General features: G+C 70.3%; 22 protein-coding genes. 11 read left to right on the forward strand and 11 right to left on the reverse strand.

From position 1 onward, the window contains the following. Positions 1-26: 26 nt before the first annotated feature. On the forward strand, positions 27-974 hold the full coding sequence (locus ACIOKD_RS15715) for a glucosyl-3-phosphoglycerate synthase (protein ID WP_402083476.1): 948 nt from the start codon (positions 27-29) through the stop codon (positions 972-974). Between the two features lie 163 nt (positions 975-1137). Continuing rightward, positions 1138-2547 (forward strand): trehalose-6-phosphate synthase, encoded by a 1410-nt coding sequence (locus ACIOKD_RS15720; protein ID WP_402083478.1) that lies wholly within the window; start codon positions 1138-1140, stop codon positions 2545-2547. Between the two features lie 82 nt (positions 2548-2629). Here the strand turns inward: ACIOKD_RS15720 and otsB are convergent, their stop codons facing one another. From otsB to ACIOKD_RS15735, 3 genes are all read right to left on the reverse strand, one after another. Further along, the gene (gene otsB, locus ACIOKD_RS15725; RefSeq protein WP_402083481.1) at positions 2630-3487 is read right to left on the reverse strand and encodes a trehalose-phosphatase; all 858 of its coding nucleotides are present in this window, start codon (positions 3485-3487) and stop codon (positions 2630-2632) included. Between the two features lie 29 nt (positions 3488-3516). After that, entirely contained in the window at positions 3517-3780 is a 264-nt protein-coding gene (locus ACIOKD_RS15730; protein ID WP_402083484.1) for a DUF3263 domain-containing protein, read from the reverse strand. A 133-nt stretch (positions 3781-3913) separates the two neighbouring features. Beyond that, a complete protein-coding gene (locus ACIOKD_RS15735; RefSeq protein ID WP_402083486.1) occupies positions 3914-5209 on the reverse strand; it encodes an ABC transporter substrate-binding protein in 1296 nt (431 codons plus the stop codon). 153 nt (positions 5210-5362) lie between these two features. On the opposite strand from ACIOKD_RS15735, the gene ACIOKD_RS15740 reads away from it, so the two are divergent. From ACIOKD_RS15740 to ACIOKD_RS15750, 3 genes are all read left to right on the forward strand, one after another. After that, entirely contained in the window at positions 5363-6316 is a 954-nt protein-coding gene (locus tag ACIOKD_RS15740; RefSeq protein WP_402083489.1) for an ROK family protein, read from the forward strand. Continuing rightward, positions 6313-7539, forward strand: coding sequence for an N-acetylglucosamine-6-phosphate deacetylase (gene nagA / locus ACIOKD_RS15745; protein WP_402083491.1), 1227 nt, complete (start codon positions 6313-6315; stop codon positions 7537-7539). The genes ACIOKD_RS15740 and nagA overlap by 4 nt, the downstream gene beginning before the upstream one ends. 118 nt (positions 7540-7657) lie before the next feature. Next, positions 7658-8587: a 1-phosphofructokinase family hexose kinase gene (locus ACIOKD_RS15750; RefSeq protein ID WP_402083494.1), complete on the forward strand. Its 930-nt coding sequence runs from the start codon at positions 7658-7660 to the stop codon at positions 8585-8587. Between the two features lie 155 nt (positions 8588-8742). Here ACIOKD_RS15750 and ACIOKD_RS15755 read toward each other — a convergent pair whose 3' ends face one another. Both ACIOKD_RS15755 and cdgB read right to left on the reverse strand, forming a co-directional pair. Further along, a complete protein-coding gene (locus ACIOKD_RS15755; RefSeq protein ID WP_402083497.1) occupies positions 8743-9717 on the reverse strand; it encodes a carbohydrate-binding protein in 975 nt (324 codons plus the stop codon). Positions 9718-9835: 118 nt separating this feature from the next. After that, positions 9836-11536, reverse strand: a complete 1701-nt coding sequence (cdgB, locus tag ACIOKD_RS15760; protein WP_402083499.1) for a diguanylate cyclase CdgB — start codon at positions 11534-11536, stop codon at positions 9836-9838. A 326-nt stretch (positions 11537-11862) separates the two neighbouring features. Here cdgB and ACIOKD_RS15765 point away from each other — a divergent pair, with 326 nt between their 5' ends. Continuing rightward, complete coding sequence (locus tag ACIOKD_RS15765) at positions 11863-12426, forward strand: flavin reductase family protein (protein WP_402083502.1); 564 nt, start codon at positions 11863-11865, stop codon at positions 12424-12426. A 197-nt stretch (positions 12427-12623) separates the two neighbouring features. On the opposite strand, the gene arfB is transcribed toward ACIOKD_RS15765, so the two are convergent. Further along, positions 12624-13052: an alternative ribosome rescue aminoacyl-tRNA hydrolase ArfB gene (gene arfB, locus ACIOKD_RS15770; protein ID WP_402083504.1), complete on the reverse strand. Its 429-nt coding sequence runs from the start codon at positions 13050-13052 to the stop codon at positions 12624-12626. A gap of 227 nt (positions 13053-13279) precedes the next feature. Between arfB and ACIOKD_RS15775 the strand changes: the two genes are divergently transcribed. After that, entirely contained in the window at positions 13280-13855 is a 576-nt protein-coding gene (locus ACIOKD_RS15775) for a TerD family protein (protein ID WP_398289711.1), read from the forward strand. Positions 13856-13982: 127 nt separating this feature from the next. After that, positions 13983-14498 carry a GNAT family N-acetyltransferase gene (locus ACIOKD_RS15780; protein ID WP_402083508.1) on the forward strand — a complete coding sequence of 172 codons (516 nt, stop codon included), beginning with the start codon at positions 13983-13985 and terminating at the stop codon, positions 14496-14498. A gap of 17 nt (positions 14499-14515) precedes the next feature. Here ACIOKD_RS15780 and ACIOKD_RS15785 read toward each other — a convergent pair whose 3' ends face one another. Continuing rightward, the gene (locus tag ACIOKD_RS15785; RefSeq protein WP_402083511.1) at positions 14516-15919 is read right to left on the reverse strand and encodes a M1 family metallopeptidase; all 1404 of its coding nucleotides are present in this window, start codon (positions 15917-15919) and stop codon (positions 14516-14518) included. Positions 15920-15956: 37 nt separating this feature from the next. Between ACIOKD_RS15785 and ACIOKD_RS15790 the strand changes: the two genes are divergently transcribed. Together ACIOKD_RS15790 and ACIOKD_RS15795 are read left to right on the forward strand one after the other, a co-directional pair. Further along, positions 15957-16457 carry a hypothetical protein gene (locus ACIOKD_RS15790; protein ID WP_402083573.1) on the forward strand — a complete coding sequence of 167 codons (501 nt, stop codon included), beginning with the start codon at positions 15957-15959 and terminating at the stop codon, positions 16455-16457. A 94-nt stretch (positions 16458-16551) separates the two neighbouring features. Continuing rightward, a complete protein-coding gene (locus tag ACIOKD_RS15795) occupies positions 16552-18450 on the forward strand; it encodes a Tn3 family transposase (protein ID WP_402083514.1) in 1899 nt (632 codons plus the stop codon). A 66-nt stretch (positions 18451-18516) separates the two neighbouring features. Here ACIOKD_RS15795 and ACIOKD_RS15800 read toward each other — a convergent pair whose 3' ends face one another. From ACIOKD_RS15800 to ACIOKD_RS15815, 4 genes are read right to left on the reverse strand one after another with little or no spacing between them, the layout of a single operon-like run. Continuing rightward, positions 18517-19773 carry a M20 family metallopeptidase gene (locus ACIOKD_RS15800; RefSeq protein WP_402083517.1) on the reverse strand — a complete coding sequence of 419 codons (1257 nt, stop codon included), beginning with the start codon at positions 19771-19773 and terminating at the stop codon, positions 18517-18519. Further along, a complete protein-coding gene (locus ACIOKD_RS15805; RefSeq protein ID WP_402083520.1) occupies positions 19770-20519 on the reverse strand; it encodes a trimeric intracellular cation channel family protein in 750 nt (249 codons plus the stop codon). The genes ACIOKD_RS15800 and ACIOKD_RS15805 overlap by 4 nt, the downstream gene beginning before the upstream one ends. Positions 20520-20528: 9 nt before the next feature. After that, positions 20529-20663 carry an NAD(P)-binding domain-containing protein gene (locus tag ACIOKD_RS15810; protein ID WP_402083521.1) on the reverse strand — a complete coding sequence of 45 codons (135 nt, stop codon included), beginning with the start codon at positions 20661-20663 and terminating at the stop codon, positions 20529-20531. 42 nt (positions 20664-20705) lie between these two features. After that, entirely contained in the window at positions 20706-21293 is a 588-nt protein-coding gene (locus ACIOKD_RS15815) for a phenolic acid decarboxylase (protein ID WP_402083524.1), read from the reverse strand. 334 nt (positions 21294-21627) lie between these two features. On the opposite strand from ACIOKD_RS15815, the gene ACIOKD_RS15820 reads away from it, so the two are divergent. After that, positions 21628-22707: a recombinase family protein gene (locus tag ACIOKD_RS15820; RefSeq protein ID WP_402083527.1), complete on the forward strand. Its 1080-nt coding sequence runs from the start codon at positions 21628-21630 to the stop codon at positions 22705-22707.

Below are 22707 nucleotides of genomic sequence, written 5' to 3' on the forward strand. Positions count from 1 at the left end.
CCGATGAACGCAAGGGAGAGCCGCACGTGCTGGAAGACGTCGAGCGCTGGCTGAGCACGCGCTCCTGGTCCGTCGAGGACCGCCCGCTCAAGAAGCTGATCGCCGCGAAGCGGTCCACGGGCTCCACGGTCAGTGTCGTACTGCCCGCGCTCAACGAGGAGGAGACGGTCGGCGAGATCGTCGCCGTGATCCGCCGTGAGCTGATGACCGCGCGAGTGCCGCTCGTCGACGAGATCGTGGTGATCGACTCGGGTTCGACGGACCGCACCTCCGAGGTCGCCGCCGCCGCGGGCGCCCGTGTCGTGCACCGGGACGAGATCCTGCCCCGTATCCCGGCCGTACCCGGCAAGGGCGAGGTGCTGTGGCGCTCGCTGCTCGTCACCCGCGGGGACATCGTGGCCTTCGTCGACGCGGACCTGAAGGAGTTCTCGGCGGACTTCGTCTCCGGGATCGTCGGTCCGCTGCTGACGGATCCGGGGGTCGACCTCGTCAAGGCGATGTACGACCGCCCTCTGGGCTCCGCAGCAGGTCAGGGGGGTCGGGTCACGGAACTCATGGCCCGGCCGCTGCTCAACATGCACTGGCCGCAGCTGGCCGGCTTCGTCCAGCCGCTGGGCGGGGAGTACGCGGCCCGCCGCTCGCTCCTCGAACGGCTCCCGTTCCCCGTGGGCTACGGCGTGGAGCTGGGCATGCTGGTCGACGCGCTGCACCTGGTCGGTCTTGACGCCCTCGCGCAGGTCGACGTGGGCGTCCGCAAGCACCGGCACCAGGACGGGCAGGCGCTCGGCCGGATGTCCGCGGCGATCTATCGCACGGCTCAGCTTCGGCTTGCGCGCGGGCACATGATCCGGCCGTCGCTGACGCAGTTCGTGCGGGGGGAACGCGGGTTCGAGCCGCGCACGCATTCGGTGGACATGGAGGAACGTCCGCCGATGGCCGAAATCCGGGAGTACGTCTCACGCCGCGCGGCGTGACCTTTTTGAGGGCGCGGGGAACGGCGCAATCTTCTGTCTCCGGGTTTTGGGGGCGCGGGAAACGGCGCGGCACGCCCCCACCCGGCCTCCGGCCGACCCGCGCGCTTCCGCCACGGCCAGTGGGAACGTTTGAGCGGATGGACCTGCGGCTAGGTTTCGAGTCATGGCTTCCACCCACGGCAAACACTCCGTCCTCGTCGCGTCCAACCGCGGCCCCGTCTCGTACACGAAGGACGAGTCCGGCGAGCTCACGGCCAGGCGTGGCGGAGGCGGACTCGTATCGGGCCTCTCCGCCATCGGCCCCGACGCCGGCGCCCTGTGGGTCTGCTCGGCCCTCGGCGACGGCGACCGCGAGGCCGTACGGCGCGGAACCGGCGAGGACGGCGTCCGGATGCTCGACATCGACGCCGACACCCACGCCGCCGCGTACAACGGCATCGCGAACTCCGCGCTGTGGTTCGTCCACCACATGCTCTACCAGACCCCCCTGGAGCCCGTCTTCGACGCGGAGTTCCGGCGCCAGTGGGCGGCCTACGAGACGTACAACCACGCCTTCGCCGAGGCACTGGCCGAGGAGGCGGCGGACGGCGCCGCGGTCCTCGTACAGGACTACCACCTGTCCCTCGTGCCGCGGATGCTCCGCGAGCTCCGTCCCGACCTGCGGATCGGGCACTTCTCGCACACCCCGTGGGCCCCGCCGGACTACTTCCGGCTGCTCCCCGACGACATCGCGGCGAAGGTCCTCGACGGGATCCTCGGCGCCGACCGGGCCGCGTTCCTCACCCGGCGGTGGGCGGACGCGTTCACGGAGTGCTGCCGGGCCGTGCTGGGGGACGGCTTCGACCCGGACACGCGGATCGGCGTGCACGGGCTGGGCGCCGACGCGGACTTCCTGCGCGAGCGCTCGCACCGCGGGGACGTCGACGAGCGGATGGCCGCGCTGCGCGAGCAGATCGGCACCGCGCCCGACGGCAGCGCCCGGAAGACCATCGTGCGGGTGGACCGGACCGAGCTGTCCAAGAACATCGTGCGCGGCCTGCTGGCGTACCGGCAGCTGCTTGACGACCGGCCCGAGTGGCGCGAGCGGGTGGTGCACGTGGCGTTCGCGTACCCGTCGCGGCAGGACCTTGCGGTGTACCGCGACTACACGGCCGAGGTGCAGCGGGTCGCCGACGAGATCAACTCCGCGTACGGGACGGCCGGCTGGACGCCGGTGGTGCTGCACGTGAAGGACGACTTCGCACGCTCACTCGCGGCGTACCGGCTGGCCGACGTGGCCCTCGTGAACCCCATTCGCGACGGTATGAACCTCGTCGCGAAGGAGGTGCCGGTCGTGTCCGACGACGGGTGCGTGCTGGTGCTGTCGCGGGAGGCGGGGGCGTACGAGGAGTTGGGCGAGGACGCGATCGTCGTGAACCCGTATGACGTCGTCGGCACGGCGGAGGCGCTGTACGAGGCGTTGGCAGTGCCCCTCGCGGAGCGGGCCGAGCGGACGAAGCGGTTGGCTGTGGCGGCGACCGCCCTGCCTCCGGCGCAGTGGTTCTTGGACCAGTTGCACGCGTTGGACGCGTGACGGGTCGCTGACGCGGGGTCGGTTCGGAGCCGCGGACCGGAGGGGGCCGGTCGCGCGGTTCCCCGCACCCCTGGCGGGCGCCCTAGCGGGGCGCCAAGTGGGTGGCCAGGGCCGTGAGCAGTCGCGTGACCCCCTCCGGTCCGTCCACCACCAGGTCCGAACGGTCGGCCAGTTCGGTCACCTCTGTGCTGCCGCTGCAGACCAGGAGGCCCGGGATGCCGTCGGAGCGGAGTTTCTCGACGGCGGCGAAGGCCGGCAGGTCGCCGAGGTCGTCGCCGCAGTACATGACCGACTCGGCTCCGACGTCACGCACGTACTCGCCGAGGGCGACGCCCTTGTCCATGCCCGCCGGACGCAGCTCCAGGACCAGCCGTCCCGGTTCGACGATCAGGCCGTGCTTCTGGGCCAGCCCGGCCAACGGTTCGCGCAGTGCCTCGAAGGCGGCCTGGGGGTCCTGGGCACGGCGGGTGTGGACCGCGACGGCCCTGCCCTTCTCCTCGATCCAGCTGCCCTGCCAGGCACCGATGCCGTCGAGGAAGCCGGGAAGTTCGGCGCGGGCTGCGGCCACACCGGGGTGCGGCGCCGGGGCCCGGACCGTACCGGTGACCGCGTCCCAGCGCTCCGCCCCGTAGTGGCCGAGCACGACGAGGTGGTCGAGGCCCGGGACTCCGGCGAAACCGCCGTACCGCACGGCGACCGACGCCGGCCTGCCGGTGACGACGGCCACCGACGCCACTTTCGGGGCCAGCGCCGCCAGGGCCGGTACGGCGTCCTGGTGGGCGCGGGCCTGTTCGGGGTCGGGGACGATCGGCGCGAGCGTGCCGTCGAAGTCGAAGGCGAGGACGGCCTTGTGGGGCCGCGCGAGGATGGCGGCGAGACCGTCTCGGCCCGCCGTGGTCACGGGGCTCGGCAGCGACGATGAGTCGGGGTGACTGGCCATGCTGCGACCCTATCCGCCGAGGTGGGGTCTTATGCCTCCCGCTCGCGCCTGCGTACCTCGCGAACGCGCCGCAGGCGGTTGACCGTCACCGGGTCGTGCGCGAGGGCCCGCTCCGCGTCCAGGAGGGCGTTCAGCACCTGGTAGTAGCGAACCGGGGCGATCCCCAGCTCCTCCCGGATGGCCCGCTCCTTGGCCCCCGGCGCCACCCACCCCCGCCCCTCCAACGCGAGCACACCCCGCTCCAGCGAGCTCAACCCCTCATCACCCGTACCCACACCCGTACCCATACCCATACCCAAGAAGCTAGCCGCTCCCGCACCCACCAGGGGGCGCGGGGAACGGCGCGATCTTTTGTCGTTCGTCTTCAGGGGCGCGGGGAACGGCGCAACCAGCCACAACAACCCGCACCCACACCCACCAGCGGAGCTAAGACGCGTTCTGGGCCGCGGAAGCAGCCCGCTGCAACTGCCCCAGCACAGCCCCCGGCTTCCCCTCCGGACTGACCGCCTCACCGATCCGCCGCTTGATGTCCGCGCTGACCGCCGCCCAGGACGTCTGCCCCACGGGATACAGCTCGGCGTTGGGCAGCTCGCCGAGGAAGTCGACGAGGTCCGTGTCGTCCTTGTCGAGAGCCATCGCCTCGGACGCGGACGTCGTCACGGGCAGCAGGTCGTACTCGTGGGAGAACTCAAGGACGTTCTTGTCGCTGTACACGTAGTCGAGGAAGTCCCCGATCTGTTCCGCGTGCCCGTTCTTCTTGAACGCCATCATCCAGTCGGCGACACCCATGGTGGCCTTGGAGCGCCCTTTGGCGCCGGGCATCGGCACCATGCCGAACTTCACGCCCTTCGCGGCGGCGGCCTTCATCAGCGTGGGGTGGCCGTTCAGCATGCCGACCTCGCCGCGTGTGAACGCCGCGAAGGCGTCCGCCCGGTTGAGCTTCGCGGGCGCGACCGGCCCGGTGAGGCCCTTGTCGACGAGCTTCTCCTTGAGCCAGGTGAAGGTGTCGACGTTCTGCGGGGAGTCGAGACTGTAGGAGCCGACCGTGTCGGTGTACCCGTCGCCGCCGCTGAGCAGCCACATCATGGTCTCGGCCTGCGCCTCCTCCGGCCCCAGCGGCAGCGCGTACGGGTACTTCACGCCCTGGGCCTTGAGGGCCGCAGCGTCGGAGGCGAGGTCGCTCCAGCTCTCCGGCGGGGTGAGGCCGGCGTCGGCGAAGAGCGTCTTGTTGTAGAAGAGCAGCCGGGTGGAGGAGGCGAACGGCATGCCGTACTGCGTGCGGTTTATCTCCCCCGCCGCGGACAGCTGCGACACGAAGTCGGCCTGGGTGTCTATGGAGAGCACGTCGCCGGCGCGGTAGAGCTCCCCCGCGTCGGCGTAGTCGGCGTACGCGCCTATCTGGGCCAGGTCGGGCGGGTTGCCCGCGTCGACCATGGCCTTGACCTTGGCGTCCACGTCGTTCCAGGAGTAGACGCTGACCTCGACGTCGACGCCGGGGTGCTTCGCCTCATAGGCCTGGGTCAGCTTGTCCCAGTACTTCTGGGAGCTGTTCGCCTTGGAGTCGCCGTAGTCGGCCGCCACGAGTCTCAGCGTGACGTCCCCGGACTCGGCGGAGCTGCCGCAGCCTCCGAGGGCCGCGGTCACACCCAGTGCGGACACCACCGCGATCAGATTTGTCACTCGCCGCTGCACTACTGCCGTCCCCAACCCTGTTCGTCCCATGAGCGCGTCCGGGCGTCCGCGCAACCCAAGTGCCCGCGTATCCCACCGATTCGCTCATGCGATCCCAAACTTTCGAATCGCAATTTTCGCTCTAAGGTCTACACCACGTAAGTGGACTAGACCTCTCACGGGGTAAGGGGCGACACTGTGGGTGTGAGACACGTCATCGCCCTGGATGTGGGCGGCACAAGAATGAAGGCCGCCCTCGTGGGGGCGGACGGCGAGCTGCTGCACCAGGCCCGCCGCTCGACGGGCCGGGAGCGCGGCCCGGACTCCGTCGTCGAGTCGATCCTCGCCTTCGCCGCCGACCTGCGCGCGCACGGCGAGGACCACCTCGGCGAGCCGGCGACGGCCGCGGGCGTCGCCGTCCCCGGCATCGTGGACGCCGACCGCGGCATCGCCGCCTACGCGGCCAACCTCGGCTGGCGCGACGTACCACTGCGGAACCTGCTCAGCGAACGGCTGCACGGGGTACCGGTCGCCCTCGGCCACGACGTACGCACCGGCGGTCTCGCCGAGGGCCGGATCGGCGCCGGCCGGGGCACGGACCGCTTCCTGTTCGTACCGCTGGGCACAGGCATCGCCGGCGCGATCGGCATCGACGGCCGCGTGGAGGCGGGCGCGCACGGTTTCGCGGGCGAGATCGGCCATGTCGTCGTCCGCCCCGGGGGCGCCCCCTGTCCGTGCGGACAGCACGGCTGCCTTGAGCGGTACGCGTCGGCGGCCGCGGTCAGCGAGGCGTGGGCCGAAGCCTGCGGCGACCGGGACGCGGACGCGGCGGACTGCGCGAAGGCCGTCGAGTCGGGCGACACCCGGGCGCGGACGGTCTGGCAGGACGCCGTGGACGCGCTCGCCGACGGACTCGTCACCGCGCTCACTCTGCTGGACCCGGGCGTCCTGATCATCGGTGGCGGTCTCGCCGAGGCGGGGGAAACCTTGTTCACACCACTGCGGGCCGCGGTCGAGCGGCGCGTCACCTTCCAGAAACTGCCGCCCATCGTCCCCGCGGCACTCGGGGACACGGCCGGCTGCCTCGGCGCGGGCCTCCTCGCCTGGGACCTGCTGACCACCCCATCCACCCCTGCCGCGGAGGTAACCGCCCGATGACCACCAAGAGCGCCCCGTCAGGGGCGCGGGGCGAGACATCATGCGGCTCCGCCGCGGGGGCGCGACAAGCCCCCACCGACCCACGGGTCGTGGTCCTCACCGGAGCGAACGTCGTACTCCCCACCGGAACGGTGCCCGGCGGCCGCCTGATCGTCGAGGGCACGCACATCGCCGGGAGCGCTCCCGAAGGCGCCCCCACGATGGACCTGCGCGACCACTGGGTGGTCCCCGGCTTCGTGGACATGCACAACCACGGCGGCGGCGGAGGCTCCTTCACCTCGGGCACGGTCGAGGACATCCTCAAGGGCATCCGCACCCACCGCGCGCACGGCACGACGACCCTCGTCGCCTCCACGGTCACCGGCGACATGGACGGTCTGGCCCAGCGCGCGGGACTGCTCTCCGAACTGGCCGAGCAGGGCGATGTCGCGGGCATCCACTTCGAGGGCCCGTTCATCTCCCCGTGCCGCAAGGGAGCGCACTCCGAGAAACTGCTGCGCGACCCCGACCCGGCGGAGGTCCGCAAACTGATCGACGCGGCGCGCGGCCAGGCCCGCATGGTCACCCTCGCCACCGAACTGCCGGGCGGCATCGACTCCGTACGCCTCCTCGTCGAGCACGGCGTCATCGCGGCGATCGGGCACACGGACGCCACGTACGAGCAGACGGTGGAGGCCATCGACGCGGGCGCGACCGTGGCGACGCACCTGTTCAACGCGATGCCCGTGCTCGGCCACCGCGCGCCGGGCCCGATCGCGGCCCTGCTGGAGGACGAGCGGATCACCGTCGAACTGATCAACGACGGCATCCACCTGCATCCGGCCTCCCTCCAGCTGGCCTTCCATCACGCGGGCGGCGGGCGGGTGGCGTTCATCACGGACGCGATGGACGCGGCGGGCTTCGGCGACGGCCGCTACATGCTCGGCCCGCTGGAGGTCGAGGTCGCGGACGGCGTGGCGCGTCTGGTGGAGGGCGGCTCGATCGCGGGCTCCACGCTCACCCTGGACCGGGCCTTCAAGCGCGCGGTGACCGTGGACCGGCTGCCCGTCGAGGACGTCGTCGCGGCCATCTCCGCCAATCCGGCCCGGCAGTTGGGCCTGTACGACCGGGTGGGCTCGCTGGAGCCGGGCAAGGACGCCGACCTGGTGGTCCTGGACTCCGGTTTCGAGGTCAGGGGTGTGATGCGCCGGGGCGAATGGCTGGTCGAACCCCAGTCCGCCTGAGCCGGGGGCTGGGCCGACGGCCGTTGCCTTTGGCATGATCGGACTTTCGGACGGGCACATCCGTGGCGCACGTACGCGCACCGGGCGAGCGCGTCCACATCGAGAGAGGCAGGCCCGGGTGATTCTCACGGTCACGCTGAACACCGCTCTCGACATCACGTACCGCGTACGGGAGTTGCGGCCCCACACGTCCCACCGGGTCGACGAGATGACCGAACGGCCCGGTGGGAAGGGCCTGAACGTGGCCCGGGTGCTCGCGGCCCTCGGCCACGAGGTGACCGTGACGGGCTTCGTGGGCGGCGTCACCGGGCGGGCCCTGCGGGGCCGGCTCGCGCAGACGCCGGATGTCGTCGACGCACTGGTCCCGGTGAGCGGTTCGACCCGCCGCACGATCGCGGTGGCCGACACGACGACCGGTGACACGACTCAACTCAACGAGCCGGGCCCGGAGATCACCTCCGCCGAGTGGGCCGGCTTCCAGGAGGCGTACGAGGTTCTGCTGCGCTCCTGTTCGGCGGTGGCCCTGTGCGGCAGCCTGCCACCCGGGGTGCCGGTCGGGGCGTACGCGCAACTCGTGCGCACCGCCAGGGCGTTGGCGGTTCCGGTGCTGCTCGACACGAGCGGGGAGCCGTTGCGGCGTGGGATCGCGGCCCGCCCCGACATCGTCAAGCCGAACGTGGACGAACTGACCGAGCTGACCGGCTCGCACGACCCTTCGCAGGCCACGCGTGACGCGCGTCGGCGCGGGGCGCACGCGGTGGTGGCGTCGCTCGGCGCGGAGGGGCTGCTCGCCCGCACTCCCGAGGGCGACTGGCGTGCGGCCCCGCCCCGGCCGGTCCGCGGGAATCCGACGGGCGCCGGCGACTCCGCTGTCGCGGGCCTGCTGTCGGGCCTGGTGGAGAAACTGCCGTGGCCGGAGCGCTTGACCCGGGCGGTCGCGCTGTCCGCGGCAACGGTACTGGCGCCGGTGGCCGGGGAGTTCGACCGGCCCGCTTACGAGGACCTGCTGGCCCGAGTGTCCGTAACGAGCCAGCCCACCGAAGCATGAACCCTGCGCCTCAAGGGGCACGGGAACTGCAAGGGGCGCGGGGAACGGCGCAATCTTTAGCCTCTCGCCCTCAGGGGCGCGGGGAACGGCGCAACCAGGCCCCACCGGACCCGCACCCGACAACAGCGGCCAGCGGAAACCCCCAGAACCGCCCCTCAGTTCTTGACCTGCCCCGCCTTCAACCGGAGCTGGTCAAGAAGGACATCGCAGTCGTCACCCTGCTGGCAGGAGATGGAGATCGTGTTCGTGCCCTTGGTGAGAGTGGGCCAGGAGTAAGTCTCCGTCCACCCCTTCTCCCACTCGTTCTCCCCGGCCTTCGCGAAGTTGCCGAGGTTCAGCTTGGTGCCGAACTCCTTGCCGTTCACGGTGAGCGTCATCTTGGCGTCCTTGCCGGCGACGCTGTACTTCGTGAAGACGGTGTACGTGCCGGACTTCGGGATGCCGTTGACGGTCCAGGTGACCTCGGCGCCGACCTGGTTGAGGCCGGTCACATAGATGCCGCCCGCCGCGCTCGCGCCCTCGATGTCCGAGGCGGTCGTCACACCGGCACCGAGCTTCAGGGCCTTCGCGTCGATGTCGGGCAGCTCGGCCGCCGACTCCTCGGCCTCCTTGCTGGACGTCTCGCTCGGCTGGGCGCTCTGGCCTGCCGACGCGGTCGGCCCCGCGGTGTCGTCGCCGCTCTTGTCGTCGTCCGAGTCCCCGCCGAGCATCGCGATACCGATGCCGATCACCACCGCCGCGACGACGGCGACGGCGCCGATCAGCAGACCCTTGGTGTTGGGCCCGCGGCCCCGGCCGCCACCGCCCCGGCCGCCGTGCGTCTGCTGGTGCGTGGTGGGCGCGCCACCGGAGAAGTTCTCGGACGTGGCGTAGTTCGCGTTCGCGTTCGGCTGCCCGTACGTGCCCTGCTGCGGCGGCACCTGCCCGTACTGCGCGGTGGGGGCGGCCTGCGCGGCGGACTGGCCGTACTTGCGCTCACCGACCGGACGCACCCGGTTGACCGAGCCGGGGTAGCCGTAACCACCACCGCCGCTCGGCGGCTGGGCTCCGGCGGCCTTCCCGTCCTCGTACAGATAGCCGAACGGGTCGTCGTCCTCGGGCGTGCTCGCGCCGTTGTTGCCGGGCGTCATCCCTTGGTCTCCTAGCGGGTGCGGTACAGATGCGGTACGGGGGATCGAAAGGCGAGCCTACCCGGTCCCGGTGCCCCGAACGGGTGACTCAGCTCGCACGACGGCGCTGATCTGCGGCTCAGCCGGCACGCCTGTGCGCTTTGGGACGAGACCGTTTCTCTACGTACATCCGCTCGTCAGCGGACTGCAGGACCTCGTCCGCCGTCATGCCGCAATGTGCCCACCCGATACCGAAGCTGGCGCCGACCCGCATGGCCCGTCCGTCGACCCGGATCGGCTGGATTATCTCGTTGCGCAGCCGCACCGCGAGGTCCTCCGCGTCGGCCCGGCCGAGCCCGTCGGCGAGCACCACGAACTCGTCGCCGCCGAGCCGGGCGACCGTGTCCCCGTCGCGCACGGCGCCGCCCAGCCTGCGGGCCACCTCGATCAGCACGTAGTCACCGGCGTTGTGCCCGAAGCGGTCGTTGATCGACTTGAAGCCGTCGAGGTCGCAGAAGAGCACCGCGAGCCCCTTCGTGCCGTCGTCCCGCTCCCCCTCGGGTGTGACGGTGTGCACATGGTGGTCGTACGCGCCCAGGGCGTCCGGGACCGGCCGGTAGTCGAAGCCGTGCCCGTTCACGTCGTAGGCGTTCACGTCGTAGGCGTTGGCACTCGCGTTGCGCGCGGCCACCACTTCCCCGTACGCCGCGTCGATCGTGTCGACCACGCCGGGTTCCGCCGCCGTGGGGCGGGCGCACAGCCGGGCGGCGAGCCGGGAGCGCAGCTCCGCGGAGTTCGGCAGGCCGGTGAGGGCGTCGTGGGAGGCGCGGTGGGCGAGCTGCAGCTCGCGGCGCTTGCGCTCCTCGATGTCCTCGACGTGGGTGAGCAGGAAGCGCGGCCCGTCGGCGGCGTCCGCGACCACGCTGTTGCGCAGCGACACCCACACGTACGTCCCGTCGCGGCGGCAGAGTCGCAGCTCGGCACGGCCGCCCTCGGCGGAGGTCCTGAGCAGGGTGCCGATGTCCTCGGGGTGGACGAGGTCGGAGAACGAGTAGCGGCGCATCGAGGAGGCGGGGCGGCCCAGGAGCCGGCACAGCGCGTCGTTCGTTCGCAGGATCCGGCCGTGCTGGTCGCCGCCCATCTCGGCGACGGCCATGCCGGAGGGCGCGTACTCGAAGGCCTGCCGGAAGCTTTCCTCGCTGGCCCGCAGCGCCTGCTGCTCACGCTCCAGGCGGACCAGCGCGCGCTGCATGTTGGCTCGCAGACGTGCGTTGCTGATGGCGATGGCGGCCTGGAACGCGTACATCTGCAGGGCTTCGCGGCCCCATGCGCCCGGATGCCGTCCGTTGCGCGGACGGTCCACGGACAGGACGCCTATCAGCTCACCGCAGGAGCCGCCGGGGACGCTCGGGGTGTACATGGGGGCGAAGAGCCGGTCGGCGGGGTGCCACTCGTCCTCGAAGCGCGGTTCGGGCCCGTCGGTGTACCACTGCGGGACGTCGTCCTCGTCGAGGACCCAGCCCTCGGTGTGCGGTATGAACCGCAGGTCGCCCCACGCCTCGCCCATGTTCAGCCGGCGCTCCCAGGATTCGCGGGAGCCGGTGCGGCCGGTGATGAGCGCCTCGGCGGCGGAGTTGCCGGCGAGGGCGGCGACCACCAGGTCGCCGTCGGGACCGACGAGGTTGACGCAGGCCAGTTCGTAGCCGAGTCCGTTGACGACTCCGTCGGCCACGGTCTGCAGCGTGTCGGCCAGGCTGCGGGCCGTGTTCATGTCCGCCATGACCGTGTGCAGCTGCCGCAGGGTCGCAAGGCGGACGTACGGCTCCGACTCGGTCTCCATTCGCCCTCCCCTCGAAGACCTCGACAGCAACTCCAGGGCCCTCTCCCCGTCTACTACCTGCCAGCTTCCCCGCCACTGAATCACAGCGCGCTGCCCACTCGGTACACAGGGTCAACAAAATATGGCACCTGTGACTCAAGTCACAGGCGAAGATGAACAATTGAGTAGAGTTTCTGCGTTTTCGCGGTGCGTTTACTGAACGCAAATTGGTGGAAGATGTGCGCGCGCCAGGTAAGAGATCCGAGTCACACTCCCACTTCAGTCCTAGGACCCGGTTCGGACGTTGGTCGGATGTGTCCACCGACGGCGGAGAATAGCGTCTTCGTGTGCTGAACACTCCCTCTGCAGCTCCGCCCGCCCCGCCCGTGCATGCTGTGGGGGTGAGCAACGACGAGTTCCGCGCGGCCATGTCCCGGCTGGCCGCCGGCGTGGTCCTGGTGACCGCGCACGAGCCGCAGGCCGACCCGGACGGCCCGAGCGGTGAGGACGTCGGCATGACGGCGACCTCCTTCATGTCCGTGTCCCTGGACCCGCCCCTGGTCCTCATCGGCCTGCGCGAGGGCTCCCGCATGGACGACCTGCTCGACGAACAGCCCCTGTGGGCGGTCTCCCTGCTGGCCGAGAGCCAGAGCTCCGTCGCGAGCCGCTTCGCCATGAAGAACCGCATCTCGGACCGCCTCCTCTTCGCGGACGTGCCGTTCGTCCGGGGGAAGGAGTCCGGCGCGCCACTGCTGAACGGCGCCCTGGCGACCCTGGAATGCCGCACCGAGCAACGGGTGACCGCGGGCGACCACACCCTGGTGATCGGCCGCGTCCTGACGTCCTCGGTGCCGGGCGCCGACGGCGGACCGCTCACGTATTTCCGGGGCCGTTACCGGCAGTTGGGCTAGCGCCGCTTCCGAAAGTCCGCCGGGTTTCCGACCGTGTACGACTGTGAAGCCGTGCGGGCGCCCGCCACACGTGTCTCCGGTGCTTTTTTTCCCGCCGTCACAAACCCGTGCCGGGAAAAGAGCCGAGGGAAGAGCCGAGGGAAGAGCCGAACCCACCCGACACCCTTTTCCTCACCCCCTCACCCCCTCTCCCCCCCTCACCCCCAGTCGCGCCCGGAACGCCCACGCTTCGTGTCGCCCCGCTGTTTCTTCTCGCGAAGCCGACGCTCATTGAGGCCTCGCGGAATACGGGTGGCCCGGCGGGCCCTGGGCGGCGGGGCGCTGGCCTCGGCGAGCAGGGAGGCGAGCCGCACGGCCGCTGTCTCCCGGTTGCGCCACTGGGACCGGTGCTCGGAGGCGCGCACCGCGACGACCCCGTCGACCAGCCGGTCGGCGAGCTTGGCGAGTGCGCGCTCCTTCCACACCGGCGGCAGCGACTGGGTCTTCGCGAGGTCGAAGCGCAGTTCGACCTGCGAGTCGGTCGTGTTGACGTGCTGGCCGCCCGGCCCGGAGGAGCGCGAGAAACGCCACATGAGCTCGGCCTCGGGCAGCGAGACGGAGCCACGGATGACGTAAGGACCGGACATGGATCCATGGTCCCTTGTCCGTCCGGTCCACGTCACCAGCTTTTCGGCACCGAAACGGTCACCGGCCCGGCCCTGCGGCCCCGCAGGTAAAGAAAGTAAAGAGGAGCGGAACCCTGGGGACCCCCCTCGGCGTTCTTAGGGATGGCGGTAGCTTCGTCCCGTACGAAGCCCGACGCGCAGCACCGCACGATCCGTACGCACGAATAACGAGGGAAGGACTCCCAACAATGGCTGTAAGCCTGTCCAAGGGTGGCAACGTCTCGCTCACCAAGGAGGCTCCGGGCCTGACCGCCGTCACCGTGGGCCTCGGCTGGGACGTCCGCTCCACCACGGGAACCGACTTCGACCTGGACGCCTCGGCCATCGCGGTCAACCCCGAGGGCAAGGTCTACTCGGACGCCCACTTCATCTTCTTCAACAACAAGCAGACCCCGGACCAGACGATCGTCCACACGGGCGACAACCGCACGGGTGAAGGCGCCGGCGACGACGAGGCGATCAACGTCAACCTCGCGGGCCTCCCGGCCGACGTCGACAAGATCGTCTTCCCGGTCTCCATCTACGACGCCGAGACGCGCTCGCAGAACTTCGGCCAGGTCCGCAACGCGTACATCCGCATCGTGAACCAGGCCGGCGGCACCGAGCTCGCCCGCTACGACCTCTCGGAGGACGCGGCCACGGAGACGGCCATGGTCTTCGGAGAGCTGTACCGCAACGGCGCGGAGTGGAAGTTCCGCGCGGTCGGCCAGGGCTACGCGTCCGGCCTCACGGGCATCGCCAAGGACTTCGGCGTCAACGTCTGATCCAGCACGCGCAAGACCGCGAGGGGCCCCGGTCCGGCTGCAGCCGGACCGGGGCCCCTCGGTCGCGGAGAACCGGCGCGACCAGCCGCCACCCCTCACCCCCCTCGGAGCGCCTACCCTTCCCGGCGTGATCCTCGAACCACTCACCCTCACCCCGGACCACGACCTGCCGGGCCCCCTCCTCACCGAACTCACCGCGCTCTACGCCTCGAACCACGCGTTCTACGCCCTCAGCGGTGACTTCCCCGACCCGCACGACATCCGCCCGGAGCAGGTCGCGAAGGCACTGGCGGACGAACTGGCCAACCCGGACGTGGAGGTCCTCCAGGCCCGCAGCGCCGGACAGCTCGTCGCGATCGCGATCACGCTCGCCCATCACCCGGACCCGGGCGACCCCGACCCCTGGATCGGCCTGCTGCTGGTCGACGCCGCCCACCAGGGCCAGGGCCACGGACGGCGGCTGGCGGCACGCATCGAGGACCGCTTCCGCGAGGCGGGCCGGGACGCCGTGCGCCTGGCGGCCCTGGACAACAACCCCGGGGCCTTCGCCTTCTGGACGACGATCGGATACGAGACGATCGGCCACCGCGAGGACCGCCGGTTGGGCCGCCCCTGCGCGGTACTACGCAAAATCCTTCACTGAGGGCTGTCCCGTGGGCCTCAGGGACTCCTGGGCCGCCCCTCCCCGTACAACCAGTCGTCCCAGATCCCGGAGAAGTCCTCGTCCGGCGCCGCCTTCTCCACAAAGGCGGTGAAGTCGTCCGTGTCCGCGTTGCCATGCCGCCGGCCGGCGGCCCACCCCCGCAGGATGTCGAAGAACACCTCGTCACCGACCGTCCGCCGAACTTTGTGCAGCACCATGGCACCCCGCTCGTACACCGGGCTGTCGGAGATCCGCGCGGCATCCGGCGGGCGGGCGGGCGGAAAAGCCCAGACACCATCGCTCTCCGCCTCCTCCTCGAAATAGTCACCCTCGTACAGCGCGTCGAAGACGTCCTGTACGGAATCCCCGCCGTGGTCCTCGTCCCACAGCCACTCGGCGTACGTGGCGAAGCCCTCGTTCAGCCACATGTCACGCCACGACTTCGGGGTGACGGAGTTCCCGTACCACTGATGGACCAGCTCGTGCACGAGAAGCTCCACGCCGGGCGCACCGGGGAACACGGGCCGGTTCTGGGTCTCCAGGGCGTACCCGGCGTCGTCCTCCCGCTCCACGATCGCGCCCGTCGACGAGAACGGATAAGGCCCGAAGTTGTCCTGAGCCCACTCCATGACCTCGGGAATGCGATCGAGCACCTCAGCGCCGGCCTCAGCCTCCTCGGGATCCACAGCCACATAGACAGGCAGCCGCCCCGCCACCGACCGACGAACCTCGAACTCCCCCACGGCCACGGTCACCACATAGGAGGCCACAGGCTCCGAGACCCGCCAGTCGAAAACAGCCCGCCCACCGTCCACCGTCTTCTCGCGCAACTCCCCGACGGATACGACCTCCAGCCCCTCGGGCACATCAACGACGATGTCGTACGAAGCCTTGTCGCCCGGATGGTGATTCCCGGGAAACCACGCCATGGACCCGGTGGGCTCCCCCAGCCCCAGAGCCCCGTCCTCGGTGGGAAGCCACCCCTCCTCCGAACCATCGGGATCGGTGACGACCTCCGGCACCCCCTCGTAGCGCACCACCGCCACAAAGGAATCCCCGCCGCCCAGATCCTCACGCGGCCGAACGGTCAACTCATGATCACCACTGCGGTTGAACCGAGCGGGCTCTCCCCCCACCTCGACCGACCGCACGTCCATCCCTTTCAGATCAAGGTTGAACGCGCTGAGGTCCTTCTCCGCCCGAGCCCGGATCTCCGCCTTCCCGACCAGCCGCCGGGTCCTCGGCTCGTAGTCGAGCGTGAGCCCGTAATGCGTGACGTCGTACCCCCCGTTCCCCGCCTTGGGAAAATACGGATCCCGCACCCCGGAGGACCCCGCGACCCCCTCCACACCCCCGTCGCAGCCGACCAGAACGCACACCAGCAGAACCGCGACGGGACCAAGGACAACAGACCGGGACATGGCGGAGATCCTAGAACGGCGTGACACCATCACCCACGTGCTCGACATCGGCTACGCCCTCTCCTCCCGCTTCCCGGACCCCCCGCAGACCGACTACCGCCGTGCGGACGTCCACGCTCTGCGCCACGACCTGTTCTGCGGAGACGTCTACCTCGCCGACACGAAGACGGACCGGGAGCTGTCCACGGGCTGGGGATGGGTACCCGTGCTCGACTTCGCGTGGGCCCTGTGCGACATCGTCGAACAGATCGACCAGGACCCCATGGGCAGCAGGGCCTCCCGCCCCCAGCGCGCCGAACTGGACTTCACCGAGTCCACCGACCGCATGCTCTTCGAGCGCCGCTTCGGCTGGGTGGACATCGAGTCGGACTGGATGCCCGCGGACGAGCCCCCGCTCACCTTCTCCCACACCGAACTCCGCCGCGAGGCCCGCGACTTCCTCCACGACATCCTGGCCGACCTGACGGACCTCCACGAAGGGCTCCGGGACAACCCGGCCATCTGGAACCTGGAAGCCCGCTTTCCCCGCCTGCCCTGAGCCGCACACCCCTGGGGCTGCGCCCCCAGCCCCCCATCGGCCTGAACAGCCGGGCGGGGGGATCGCCGAGGCGTCGATTCGCAGCGAGGCCGCGGTGAAGAACCGCCCGGCGGACCTGATCAACACCGCGCTGGAGAAGGTCGTGGAGGCCGGGCTGGAGCTGCCGGCGTTCTCCACCCTGGACGCGATGAGCGCGGTGGAGCGGGCGGGGCTGCTGCGGCTCCTGGAGGAGCGCGACGCGGACGGCACCACGCAGTACAACCGGCTGAAGCAGTTCACGCAGAGTCCGACCTGGTCGCACTCCAAGCGGCTGATCGCGCAGCTGGAACGGCTGGACGGGCTGGGCGATTCCGGGCTGTGGACGGACGGTGTGGCGCCGCGGAAGGTCACGGACTTCGCCGGGGAGGCGGACGCGTCCGAGCTGAAGGCGTACACGCCCGTCAAGCGGGTCGCGTTGATGGCGTGCCTGGTACATAAGGCACGGATGCGGGTGCGGGACGAGCTAGCGCCGATGTTCTGCAAGCGGGTCGGGTCGAAGACGAAGAAGACGAAGGAGGAGCTGGAGGCGCTCCGGCTCGCCGAGCGGGAGCTGACCGAGACGCTGATCAGCAACTACCGCACGGTGCTCAAGCACCTCGACGACGGCGGCCCGGCCCAGGAGGCGCTGGCGAAGGCCGCCGCGCTGACCGCCGAGTCGGCCGGAGCCCTTCAGGGCCTGGACGAACAGGCTCCGGCCGACGAGGTCGCCCGGCGGCTGGAGGGGAAGGTCTCCCCGGCGGTGCTCGCCTTCCTCAAGGCCATGACGGTGCAGGCCGGAGGACTGGGCACGGTGACCAGGGCGGTGGAGGGGTTCGGCGGGTTCGCCAGGGAGTACGAACAGATCGAGAAGGTCTTCGCCCACCACGGCAACTTCTGGGAGGTGCCGCTGTACGGGCAGATCGGCCGGGACCGGGCCCTGATGTTCGACCTGGCCGGGAAGTCGGAGTCCGCCGCGACCTCGGAGGACCGGACGGTGCTGGCCACGCTCGCGCACGCCCGCCGCAACCAGGCGGCCCGCGGCGAGTACATCAGCGCGCTCGGTGAGGACGGCCGCGCGGTCGACATCTCCTTCGCCACGCAGAACTGGCAGATGGCCGTGGCCGACCGGACGCGGCCGGGGCAGTTCGTGCGCCGGCACTTCGAGGCGATGGTCTTCACCTACCTCGCCGAGGAACTGCGCACCGGTGATGTGGCGGTGGCCGGATCGGAGGAGTACGGCGACTGGTCCAAGCAGCTGCTCGCGTGGGAGATCGTCGAGGAGGAGCTGCCCGCCAACCTGGTGGAGATCGGGCTCGCCGAGGACGAGGGCGAGGCCGTCGGCTTCGACGCCGGAGTCTTCCGTCGCCAGCTGGAGGACCGGCCGCGGGCCGCCGCCGCGGCGGCCGACGCCGGGTACCCGGACAACGAGAGCCTGGTGATCGACCCGTCCACCGGCATCCCGTCGCTCAAGGTGCACCGCCCGGAGGGGCAGCGGCCGTCGGCGAAGCGGCTGGAGCAGGAGGTCAAGGCGAGGATGCCGGAGCGCACTCTGATCGGCATCTGCGCGCGGACCGCGTACTGGGTGCAGTGGTGGCGCCGCTTCGGCCCGCCCTCGGGCCACGACCCGAAGTTCGCCGATCCGTTCGGCCGGTACGTGCTCACCACCTTCGTGAAGGGCACCAACATGGGCCCGTACGAGGCGGCCCGGCACATCCCGGGCGTGAGCGGGCGCGAACTGGCGTACGTGGCGAACCGGCACTTCTCCCTCGTGCTGCTCAACGAGGCCATCGCCGACCTGGTCAACGCCGTCCTCTTCCACAACGCCCTGGACATCGCTGAGATCGTCCGCCAGCTCCTGGAGGAGGGATGGGAGATCGACCCCGAGGACCTGGCCCCACATCTCCCCGCTGCGCGAGCAGGATCTGACCAGCACCGGTTTCACCGAAGCGGCCTGACCGAAGGGGAGGACCCGTGACCAACCTCCGGGAGCGCCGCACGCCACGCGACGGGGGCCTGCGCCGGCCATGGAAAGGCTGCCTGGTCAGCGGCCGAGCCAGGCGAGGGCCGCCACCGTCATTGCGCTGACTGCGGTGTCGAGGGTGGGCTGGATGACGGGGGCGAAGTCGGGGCTGTGGTTGACCGGGATGTCCTGGGCGATGCTGCCCTTCTCGGCGGCCTCGGCGTACAGCTTGGCGTCGATGCCGCCGATGCCCCAGTAGGTGAAAGGCACGCCGAAGGCGTCGGGGACCTCACTCATGTCTTCGCTGGCGGTCTGCAGGTCGATGGTGTGTGCGTCGTCGGTGAAGTAGGCGGCGAATGCGTCGGCGACGCGCTGGGTTGCTTCGTCGTCGTTGACGGTGGGAGGGAAGGAGGTGATCTGCTCGATCTCGGGTGCCTTCGGTGAGCGCGATGCCTCGCTCTCGGTGCGGACGATGCGTTCGATCGCCTGGCGGACCTGTTTGCGGGTGGCGTCGTCGTAGGTGCGGACGTTGAGTTCGATGACGGCGCTGTCAGGGATGACGTTGGGCCCGTTGCCGGCGTGGATGCTGCCCACGGTGAGGACGGCGGGTGTGGTGGCGGCGAGTTCACGGGAGACGATCGTCTGCAGGCGCACGATGATCAACGCGGCGAGCACGATGGGGTCGACCGCGGCCTGAGGCATGGAGCCGTGCGCCCCGCGGCCGTGGAGGGTGATGCGCAGGCTGTCCGCGGCCGACAGGAAGGATCCCGGGCGGGTGCCGACGTAGCCGGCGGGATAGGGCAGGACGTGCTGAGCCAGGACCACGTCGGGTTTCGGCGCCTTCGTGGTGAGCCCGTCGTTGATCATGGCTTCCGCTCCGTCGCCGTTCTCTTCCGAGGGCTGGAAGAGGGCCACGAAGGTGCCGTGCCAGGAGTCCTGTGACTGAGCCATGAGCTGTGCGCAGCCCACGAGTGCGGTCACGTGGACATCGTGGCCGCAGGCGTGCATGACCGGCTGCTCGGTGTCGTTCCCGTCGGTCGTGGTCACGGTGGACGCGTAGGGCAGGCCCGTCTGCTCACGGACAGGGAGGGCGTCCATGTCCGCGCGGGACATGACGGTGGGGCCGTCGCCGTTGCGCAGAACCCCGATCACGCCGGTGCCGCCGATGCCGTCGGTGACCTCGTAGCCGAAGCCCCGCAGGAAATCGGAGACCTTCTGCGCTGTGCGATGCTCCTGCAGGCCGAGTTCGGGGTGCTGGTGCACGTCCCGGTAGAGGCCCTCCAGATCGGCGCGGATTTCGGCGAGGCCGGACAGTACCGCACGGTTCACGTCGTTCATGATGTCTCCTTGCCTGGGTCGGACTGGTGTTTCCTGGCCTTGCGGAAGGCGATGCCGTGCCGCAGTGTCGCGGCCGTCCCGGTGCCGGGCTGCCACTCCAGGCTGTTGGGCAGGTTCCAGCCCCGCCGTACCGCGGTCAGCCGGAAGGCCAGTGCCAGGGCGATCCCCACAACGACACCCACCGTCGGCATGCCGAGATATGCGCAGACCACCGTGACCGCGGCGACCACCGTGGCGACGGTGGCATACAGGCTGTTGCCGCCGAAGATGGACGGCCTCCGGCCCAGGACGACATCGCGCAGGGCGCCCCCGCCGACGGCGGAGATGGTGCCCAACAGGATCGCCGGAAGCCACCCCAGCCCCGCAGCGAGGGTCTTGCTGGCTCCGGCGACCGCCCAGAACCCCAGAACGGCGGCATCGAGGGCGGTGAAGAGCCGCGTCCACGACTGTTCACTGATGCTGATGAGGAAGACCACCATGGCACCGGCGATGGCGGTCAGCATGTAGGCGTAATCGGTCAGGGCCACAGGCGTGCCGTGCTGCAGCAGCACGTCCCTGATCATGCCGCCACCCAGACCGGAGATGATGCCCACCACCAGGAACCCGTACAGGTCCAGACCTGCCGTGCGGGCTACGGCGCCTCCCAGCAGCGCGCAGGAGAAGACACCGGCAAGATCGAGATACCGGGTGGCGACAGAGATCCCTTCGGGAATCAGTGAGGCTGCCGTCGCCACCGCATGCGACATGCGATCGGCCTATGTGAGCGAGTCGGCGAGGGCACGCGCCTTCGCGGCGTCCCGATCCTCCAGCCGTACGCGGTGTCCGCCGCTGAGGGCGCGGGTGGCGATGCCGCCCGCCATGTTCCCCGACCCGATGATGGTGACCTGCATGGGGTGCGCTCCTGCTGTGTGGGCGAGCCGGCGGCAAGTACGTCAGTTGGTCCGTTCGGTGTAGCCGTCCGGGAGCTGACCGGGGGCGGCGGCGATCACCTCGTCGTTGTCCCGGCCGCGCTGCTCCTGGTAGGTGATGGCAGCGAACTCGGGGATGATCACGTATGGGTAGGCCGGCCCGGCGTCGCGGAAGGCGTGCATGTCCTCGGTGAACTCGTTCTGGTAGCAGATGGTCCTCTCGGGGTGCTGCCCCTCGCCCGCGATCCACCGCGGGAAGAAGATCGTGCCGTGCAGCCGCCGTGCGGGCAGGTCGAAGAGCAAACTGACGCAGGTCCCGGTCGGCTCGTGCCAGTCCGCCTTGTACATCCCGTCCGCGACCTGTGCCAGGTCCATCGCCTGCCGGGTCACCCAGCGTCCCCCGACCAGACCGTGGTGGATGCGGTAGTCGCACTCCCGCTCGTTGCGCGCGTACCACTCGTACCGCCACCCGTTGGCATAGGTGTAGATGAAGTGGTTCCCCACGAACGCCGACAAGTCCTGCCGGGGCCCGGGCCGGTCCACCGTGGCGATGTCCGTGCGGGTGTCGGCACTGGTCACGGGGTCCTCCAAGAGGTGGGTTCCGGTGTCCACGAAAACAGACTAAAGACATTTTCCGGGCGGCGCAGAGCGGCCTATCCACCCGCGCGGACACCGCCAGGTGAGACCAGCAGCGAATTGCCCCTTCTCGATCCCGCCTCCGGGCAACGCGCTGACCCGCGGAGAGGCACAGCGCGGTGAGACACTCGACATTGTCGGCCAGTTGCGTTTTCGCACGATGACCGTCGACCGGCAACGCACCGGCCCGGACCGTCTCACCTGACCTCTCACTCAAAAAGGAGGCGGACCCCCTTCTGAGAGAACATTTTGCGAAAATCCGAGCCCATGACGGACCCGCAGCACCCCTCACCGTCCGACCGGTCGAACGGTGGACGACATCGAACAGCACACCTGTCCGAAGCGCGACGCACAGCCCGGCTCACCGTGCCGCTCGCGCGGCGGCGCGGTCGCCTCCGCCTACCACACCCGCCGCTTCACCCAGGTGCCCCGCCTGAAGAAGGCGCTGCGGGTGCCGACCCCTGCGGACCGCAACCCCGGCAAGCCCTGGCGGCCCGGCACCCCGCCCCCGGCTGTCGCGGCCATCCGCATCGGCTACGCCCGTTGCTCGACCCTCGGCTCCCAGCTCGACGCGCTCACCGCGCACGGCATCCCCCGCGACAAGATCTTCAGCGAGAAGATCAGCACCCGGGTACGGGTCCGCCCCCAGTTCGAGGCGGCCCTGCGTACGGCGCGGGAGATCAAGCCGCACGCCCCGCACTGCCGAGTCATCTTCACCGTGCACGAGATGAAGCGGCTCGGCCGCGACGCCGCCGAACTCACCGCACTCGCCGACCACCTCACCGCCCACGGCCTGGTCCTGGAGATGCTCGCCGGGCCCCTGCCCGGCATCTACGACCCCACCGGCGCGGCGCCGCTGCGCGTTCTTCGCGGCGGCGACGGAGACCGAGCGGGAGAACATCCGGGAGTCGACGCTGGAGGGGCTCGACACCGCGGCCCGCAAAGGCAAGCACGGCCGCCGGTCACCACCGACGACATGCTGCACACCGTGCTCCGGCGGAGGGCGAACGGCGAGTCCGTCGAGCAGATCCAGCCCGACCTGATCATCCCCACCGGCAAGCGCAAAGGGCTGAGCCCGTCCGTCGCCAGCATCTACCGCGCGCTCGCCGAGCACGCCAAGCGCGAGGCGCACCCCGAAGCGGTCGAGGCGGCCCACGCCGACTTCGCCGCCCTCCAGACTGGCGAACTCCCCGGCCCCAACCGCAGACCGTACGGTGACTCACTAGAAAGATCATCCCGTGGCCCCTCTCGGGCCTACCCTGGCGATCCCCCGAGCGGGCTGAAAAACAAATACCGCACCCGGCGACGAGACCAGGGAGCGGGCCGTGCCGGTACGTCGAAAGTCCGCCGCGTAGGGCTCCTCCAGGAAGCGGCGCCCTCAGAAACGTAG

It is taken from the genome of Streptomyces sp. NPDC087844 (genome assembly GCF_044742785.1).
Classification (GTDB): domain Bacteria; phylum Actinomycetota; class Actinomycetes; order Streptomycetales; family Streptomycetaceae; genus Streptomyces.